The 6347-nt window shown below is 60.2% G+C and carries 5 protein-coding genes and 2 pseudogenes; 2 read left to right on the top strand and 5 right to left on the bottom strand.

The features are described 5' to 3' along the window. Positions 1-2: 2 nt before the first annotated feature. Complete coding sequence (gene guaA, locus BFN67_RS12885; protein ID WP_080919973.1) at positions 3-1565, top strand: glutamine-hydrolyzing GMP synthase; 1563 nt, start codon at positions 3-5, stop codon at positions 1563-1565. A gap of 320 nt (positions 1566-1885) precedes the next feature. Beyond that, positions 1886-3137, top strand: a pseudogene (locus BFN67_RS12890) (tyrosine-type recombinase/integrase). Here the strand turns inward: BFN67_RS12890 and BFN67_RS12895 are convergent. The 5 genes and pseudogenes from BFN67_RS12895 to BFN67_RS12915 all read right to left on the bottom strand — a co-directional run. After that, positions 3127-3396 carry a helix-turn-helix transcriptional regulator gene (locus tag BFN67_RS12895; RefSeq protein WP_080919974.1) on the bottom strand — a complete coding sequence of 90 codons (270 nt, stop codon included), beginning with the start codon at positions 3394-3396 and terminating at the stop codon, positions 3127-3129. The pseudogene BFN67_RS12890 and the gene BFN67_RS12895 sit on opposite strands and share 11 nt — an antisense overlap. Positions 3397-3707: 311 nt before the next feature. Then, entirely contained in the window at positions 3708-4835 is a 1128-nt protein-coding gene (locus BFN67_RS12900; protein WP_080919975.1) for a hypothetical protein, read from the bottom strand. Between the two features lie 144 nt (positions 4836-4979). Then, the gene (locus tag BFN67_RS12905) at positions 4980-5195 is read right to left on the bottom strand and encodes a DUF2274 domain-containing protein (protein ID WP_080919976.1); all 216 of its coding nucleotides are present in this window, start codon (positions 5193-5195) and stop codon (positions 4980-4982) included. Between the two features lie 2 nt (positions 5196-5197). Continuing rightward, positions 5198-5761 (bottom strand): annotated as a pseudogene (locus BFN67_RS12910) (TraB/TrbI/VirB10 family type IV secretion system protein); the annotation flags it as partial. 120 nt (positions 5762-5881) lie between these two features. Beyond that, positions 5882-6347: ATP-binding protein (locus tag BFN67_RS12915; RefSeq protein WP_139789142.1), on the bottom strand; the 466-nt coding region annotated here is incomplete at its 5' end.

A 6347-nucleotide genomic window follows, 5' to 3' on the forward strand; every position in this document is an offset into this window, starting at 1 on the left:
CCATGACGACAGCCAATCATCCCGACACCATCCTCATCATCGACTTCGGCAGTCAGGTCACGCAGTTGATTGCGCGACGGGTCCGCGAAGCTGGCGTTTACTGCGAGATCGCGCCGTTCCAATCGGCGGACGAAGCCTTCCGGCGCATCGCGCCGAAGGCGGTTATTCTGTCGGGCAGCCCGCACTCCACCGTCGATATCGGCAGCCCGCGTGCGCCGGATGCGGTGTTTTCCGCCGATATTCCGGTGCTCGGCATCTGCTATGGCGAACAGACCATGTGCGCCCAACTCGGTGGCAAGGTCGAAGGCGGTCACCATCGGGAATTCGGCCGCGCCTTCCTTGAAATTCAGGATGATTGCGCCCTGTTCGATGGCGTCTGGGCCAAGGGCACGCGTCATCAGGTGTGGATGAGCCATGGCGACCGGGTGACGAGCCTGCCGCCCGGCTTCCGTGTCGTTGGCACGTCCACCGGCGCGCCTTTTGCTGCCATCGCGGACGAGGCGCGCAAATTCTACGCCGTGCAGTTCCACCCCGAGGTCGTCCACACGCCGGACGGCGCGAGGCTGCTGCAGAATTTTGTCCAGCACATTGCCGGCTTGCATTCGGACTGGACGATGGCCGCCTATCGCGAACAGGCCATCGAAGCGATCAGAAACAAGGTTGGCAAGGGCAAGGTCATCTGTGCCCTTTCGGGCGGTGTCGATTCTTCCGTCGCGGCACTTCTCGCGCATGAGGCGATCGGCGATCAACTCACCTGCATCCTTGTCGATCACGGCCTGATGCGCAAGAACGAAGCGGCGGACGTGGTGGCGATGTTTCGCCAGCATTACAATCTGCCGCTGATTCTGGTCGATGCCTCCGACCGGTTCATTTCGGCGTTGGAAGGCGAGAGCGACCCCGAAAAGAAACGCAAGACCATCGGGCGCCTGTTCATCGAAGTGTTCGAGGAAGAGGCGAAAAAATTGGGCGGCGCCGACTTCCTTGTGCAGGGAACGCTTTATCCTGATGTGATCGAGAGTGTCTCCTTTACGGGCGCGACTTCCTCCACGATCAAGTCGCACCACAATGTCGGTGGCCTGCCTGAGCGCATGAAGATGAAGCTGATCGAGCCGCTGCGCGAGCTGTTCAAGGACGAAGTGCGGCTGCTCGGCAAGGAACTCGGCCTACCGGACAGTTTCATCGGGCGGCATCCGTTTCCCGGTCCCGGCCTTGCCATACGCTGCCCAGGTGGCGTGACGCGCGACAAGCTGGAAATCCTGCGTGAGGCAGATGCCATCTATCTTGACGAGATCCGCAAGGCCGGTCTCTACGACGCCATCTGGCAGGCCTTCGCTGTTCTTCTGCCGGTGCAGACGGTCGGCGTGATGGGCGACGGCCGCACTTATGAGTTTGTCTGTGCCCTGCGGGCCGTCACATCTGTGGACGGCATGACGGCGGATTTCTATCACTACGACATGGATTTTCTCGGCCGCGCCGCCACCCGCATCATCAACGAAGTCAAAGGTATCAACCGCGTCGTCTACGACGTGACCTCCAAGCCCCCCGGCACCATCGAGTGGGAATAATTCAGATCCATCCGAACGCCGCCGATTTTACGCTATGACCCTCTATAACACACTGAAATAGCTAAATAAACCGTCCGTCATCTATCGCCGTCTATCGCGAGACACGCCTCGGAATTGACGGTATAGCTGACGGTATGGTGACTCTTGTTTCATTGTCAGATTGCATATACCGTCACGGCGTAGAGGGCTTGTGACGGTATTTTTTTCGGCATTACTCCTTTGAAATTAAAAGGACATTTGCCGTTCATGGAGGCCAGTTTTTGGCCTGACGGTATAATTGGTGGCTCTCTAGCGTTTTTTGAACGATTTCGGAGGGTCCAATGCTGACTGACGCTGCCATCAAAGCACTGAAACCAAAAGACAAATTATACAAGGTCGCCGACCGTGACGGTATGTATGTCGCGGTCCAGCCATCGGGTGCGATCGTGTTCCGTTACGACTACCGCATGAACGGTCGCCGCGAGACGTTGACACTCGGCCGATACGGCTCGGCCGACCTGTCCCTGGCGCGTGCGCGGGAGAAGCTGATCGACGCGCAGCGGGCCATTCTCGAAGGGCGGTCGCCTGCGCAGGAAAAGCAGCGGGAGAAGCGCCGGATCAAGGAGGCAAAGAGCTTCGGCGAGTTTGGCGAGCGCTGGCTGCAAGAGCACCGGATGGCGGAAAGCACCCGTGCCATGCGCCGCTCGATCTACGAGCGCGACATCCTTCCGACATTTCGGAATCGACTACTGACGGAAATCAGCTCCGAGGATTTGAGAGCGATGTGCGCGAAGGTGAAAGCCCGTGGCGCTCCCGCAACGGCGGTCCATGTCCGGGATATTGTGAAGCTGATTTATTCCTTCGCGATCCTGCACGGGGAGAAGGTGCCGAATCCCGCCGAGGAAGTCGGGCCGGCCTCGATCGCCACCTTCGTTCCCAAGGACCGTTCACTATCGCCCCCCGAAATCCGGGTCATGCTCGGCCAGCTTGAGCATGTGGCGACGCTTCCGACCATCCGCCTCGGAATGAAGTTGTTTCTGCTCACAATGGTTCGCAAGAGCGAGTTGCAGGACGCCACCTGGGATGAAGTCGATTTCGAGAATGCGGTGTGGTCGATCCCGAAGGAGCGGATGAAGCGCTCCAAGGCGCACAACGTCTATCTCGCGGAGCAGGCGATCGACATCCTTGTCGCGCTCAAGACCTGCGCCGGCAATTCCAAATACCTGCTGCCGTCGCGTTACGATGCCGACGCGCCGATGTCCCGCGCGCAATCGCATCACCTATGCGGTCGTCGAGCAGGCCAAGAAGGCAGGGCTGCCGCTGGAGCCGTTCACCGTCCACGATCTTCGCCGGACGGGCTCGACGCTGCTCAACGAATTGGGCTTCAACAGCGACTGGATCGAAAAGTGCCTCGCGCATGAGGACGGCCGGTCGTCGCGCGGCATCTACAACAAGGCGGAATATGAGCACCAGCGTCGCCACATGATGCAGGAATGGGCCAATCTCATCGACGCCTGGGTCGCCGGCCAGAAATATGTCCCGACGCTCTATCCGGCGTCCATGGACCTTCTGGTTCCCGAGCCTAGCCTTTGACGGGCCGGGCCTTCCTCAGATTGACGTCAGGCGACGGCGCTCGCTTGATGGCTTTTGCTCTGGAGGCTTGGCGGCGCTGCTCCAGCCAAGTCTCCACTTCGCCGAGATCCCACACCACGGTTCGGGCGGTCAGATAGAAGCGCTGCGGAAACTCGCCGCGCTGTTCCATGTCGTAGATGGTCGTGTCGGCGAGCGGGACGATCTCGCGGAGTTGATGCCGGCGAATGGTGCGCTTGGTCAGTGAGGGCGATTGGCTCATTTCCGTCCCCCGTTGCCCACAATCTGTGTAGCGCAGGCCACCATGTCTTCGTGATTGGTAGTTTTGACGTTCAGGGTCGCCATAGCGTGCCTCGCTCCTCCAGCACCGTTTTCAGCGTTTGCCGGGAGCCGACCAGCAAACGTGACTGCGATCTCCTCGGCGCATGGCGGACTGTGGAGGGCGATCGGCGACGTGTAGCGTGCCGCATTCACGCCCACGCATTGGCGGCACCCCGTGGTCACGAGCTGAACCGGTTGGCGCTGATGCTCGTGCGATAGCGAGAGGGCATTGGATGGCCGTGGATTTATCGCCTAGCGAGCCGTACTCGTCATTTCGATTTGGGCGATTCTATCCGCATGGAGTTTTGCTGTCGCACGCGACTCTTCGAGTTGTTCTGGCATGGAAACGAAAACAGAGAGGCCTCCCACCCACGGTCCCAGCCCTTCAATGTCGAATTCCACCGTAAGGGACAGGTGCTGATCGACCAGTTTGAAGGTCGGCACTTCAACCCTGTCGACCCGATTTACGCAGGCGAGCGGCGTGGCAATTTCCTTGGCATCCCTCCGAAAGGTTGGAAGGCATGAAAGCCGGATCATCTCCTTCATGGCCAGGCGGGCGAACCATGGAGAGTTTTTGTAACGCCAATAAAGATCGGATAGATCGCTGCCACCTTCAAGGTTGGCGAACCACGTTCCGCGCGCCATTCCCAGGGTACGCTCGAAATTCTGAACCAGCACTTCCATCCCAGAAATCATCCGGCCCGTCTCAATGCACATCCCGCAGATGCCTGACGTTGCACTGATGCGGGTCAAGTGCTCCTGCAAAGCAAACTCGACCTCATAGACACCGTTTGTTCGCTCGATCGTCGGCGCTCGCAGGAGCAAGTTGCCAAAACCGAGTTCGCTAAGGAGGATATACCGATCCCTCTCGGGAAGGCGGTCAAAGCCCTCGGCAAAAGAAAACAGCTCGCGTCCATTTCCTTCAACAAAGTGCGCCAGTTGAACACGGGTTCCAGCGGGGCTGGTTCTCTGGACAGAGCCAACGGCGACTATGGATGGACCAATAGCAATGATGTCCCCATCGCCCTGGCCCGAGACGTTGCCGATCTTGCGCGACTTCTCATGTTCAGCCTTGGCTCGCCTCAACCAATCGGCCGTGAACCGGACCTCATCCTTGTCGATTAGGTCTGCGCAGTTTGCGCACAGCCAGATACCATTGCTGATGTCGGAGCGCTGCGCGCTTGTCGTCGTCGGATCGTAGCGTCTTGCGCCGGGGCCAGGTGAAGCAGCACAGATATGCGCTGCCTTTCCGATCATGGTGACAGCAGTTGGTTTCTCGTCACTCGGTCCAACCGTGGAGACTTTGCAGAGCGAACAGTGGTGGCTTGCCCGCAAAGCGAGATAACGTTTTGTTGCTGCTGTAAAATCGTCGCGGGGCATTCAGACTGGCTTTTCGTGATCGAACCATTTGATTCGAGAATACTGGCGAGCCTCGACGATGTCATCGCTGGGGGGCCAGAAACACAGCAGTTCTATCGCAGATCACCAAACTCAGCGTGCTGGTCATGCGGGCCGTACTCGCTCCTATGGCTTTTCGCGCCGTGCCTTGGCGAAGCCGCGATCGGTTGAGACGAAGCGCTCCAGCATCGGCACGATGAGCTTGGCGGGCTCGACCGGCGTGCCGCCTTCGGCCAGGAGGCGGCCGTAGTCGGTCAGGTCACGATGGAGCGCGGCCGGCAGCTCCACGGTGATCTTGATGGGCTTGTCGTCGGCGATGGGGCCGAGTTTCAGCTTGGCCATGGTCAACTCCTGTAGGGTTCGAGCACCAGGTCGTGCGTGACGATGACGCGGACCGGAAAGCCGGGCCGGATCGTCAACGTCGGCGCGATCTGCAATTGGCGTTGGATAATCTGTTGACCAGCCTGATTGATAGTGTCCTGCGCGCCGCCCCGAATTGCGGCGATGAGGCGGTCATTGTCGTCGGTGGCAAGTTCTGCGCCGATGCCGAGCAGCGTCGAGAGGCCGGCCGCCTTGGCGAGATCCCACCAGTGATAATCGACGCCATCCTCAAGGCCGGCATAGCCTTGGGTGTCTGCGCCCGGCTGGCGCTCGAGAACGATCGAGTGGCCGTTCGGCATGATGAGCCGGTTCCAGACGAGCAGCACGCGGCGCTGACCGAACTGGACGCCGTTGTCATACTGGCCGATCAGGCGCGTGCCCTGCGGAACGAGCAGGATGCGCCCGGTCGGGCTGTCGTAGATGTTCTCCGTGACCTGTGCGGTGATCTGGCCGGGGAGATCGGAACGGATGCCGGTGATGAGCGCCGCCGAGATGACGGCGCCGGCCTGAAGTGTCAACGGCGGAGCAAAATCAGGCCATTGGGCGGCGCAAAAGTAGGCCACTTCGCGCCGCAAGTGGGGAACGTCGGGAGGGCGTAGCCCGACCAGAGTTTCCCGCTTGCGGCGTCGGCGATTTTTGTGAGGGTTTCAGCCAGCCTTTCGGGCGCGGCTTTGAGCGAGACGGTAGCTATCGCCGTTCATCTCGAGAATGTTGACGTGGTGGGTGATGCGGTCGAGCAGAGCGCCGGTCAGGCGTTCCGACCCCAGCGTTTCCGTCCATTCGTCAAAAGGAAGATTGCTGGTGATCAGGGTCGCACCGCGCTCGTAGCGTTGCGAGATCAGCTCGAACAGCAATTCTGCCCCGGTCTTGGAGAGCGGCACGAAGCCGAGCTCATCGATGATGAGGAGCTTGTAGCCAGCCGTCTGCTTCTGGAAGCGTAGCAGACGCCGTTCGTCGCGGGCCTCCATCATCTCGCTGACCAGGGCGGCAGCGGTAATGAAGCCGACGGGAAGGCCCTTCTGACACGCCGCCAGGCCGAGGCCGAGCGCGACATGGGTCTTGCCCGTGCCGCTGGGACCGAGCGCGATGACGTTCTCGCGGCGCTCGATCCAT

It is taken from the genome of Manganibacter manganicus (assembly GCF_002075885.1).
In the GTDB taxonomy this organism is placed as follows: Bacteria; Pseudomonadota; Alphaproteobacteria; order Rhizobiales; family Rhizobiaceae; genus Mesorhizobium; species Mesorhizobium manganicum.